Source organism: Roseateles oligotrophus (assembly GCF_025717515.1).
GTDB lineage: Bacteria > Pseudomonadota > Gammaproteobacteria > Burkholderiales > Burkholderiaceae_C > Paucibacter_A > Paucibacter_A oligotrophus.
This window is the reverse complement of the sequence record NZ_JAJIRN010000040.1, coordinates 1-530: the sequence shown is the minus strand read 5'-3', so window position 1 is coordinate 530 and position 530 is coordinate 1. Positions and strand designations below refer to the sequence as shown.

Here is a 530-nt window from a genome sequence, read left to right as displayed (position 1 = left end):
AACGTTAGAGCGCATGAATACGGTCATTCCAGAGTCCGTCGCGTCGCCCTTCGAATGGTGGTCGAGCCAGCGGCTGAATTTCAATGCATTCCTTGTTGGCGCGGCTGCCATTTCCTTTGTTTGCCTTCTCGCCGTCGTCGGACTTCTCGGTGAACGTTTACCTTGCTTGGAAGTCACCGCATTCACAATAGTTGGCGGCGCGATCGGCTTCACAATCGGGCTCAGTATCGCCAATGTTTTCTATTTTCTAGGGCCGCTTTCAGAGAAGCTGATTGATCCCAAGAGCCCGCATTTGCTGCGGCGAATTCTGTTTTTTGCCGGCACTGGATTCTCGGTTTTACTCATCTTCTCGCCGGTCATCGGAAATCTGTTGCTGGCATTCTTCGGTTCTGGAGCGCCTGCCGTATGCGAGTAACAATGCGCTCTAACTGGTCGCTCGAGTGGACCTCCGCCAGCTGGCCGCGCTACGCTGCCTGTATATTTTCAGCTCCGCGCGGCCAGCTGGCTGCGGCCCCTCAGCTCGAACGTTA

General features: G+C 55.3%; 1 protein-coding gene. It reads left to right on the top strand.

All coding sequences use genetic code 11. The annotated features are described in order from the left end of the window. Nucleotides 1-415, top strand: a 415-nt coding sequence (locus LNV07_RS25390; RefSeq protein ID WP_263574001.1) for a hypothetical protein, incomplete at its 5' end; no start/stop codon positions are given. Nucleotides 416-530 lie beyond the last annotated feature (115 nt).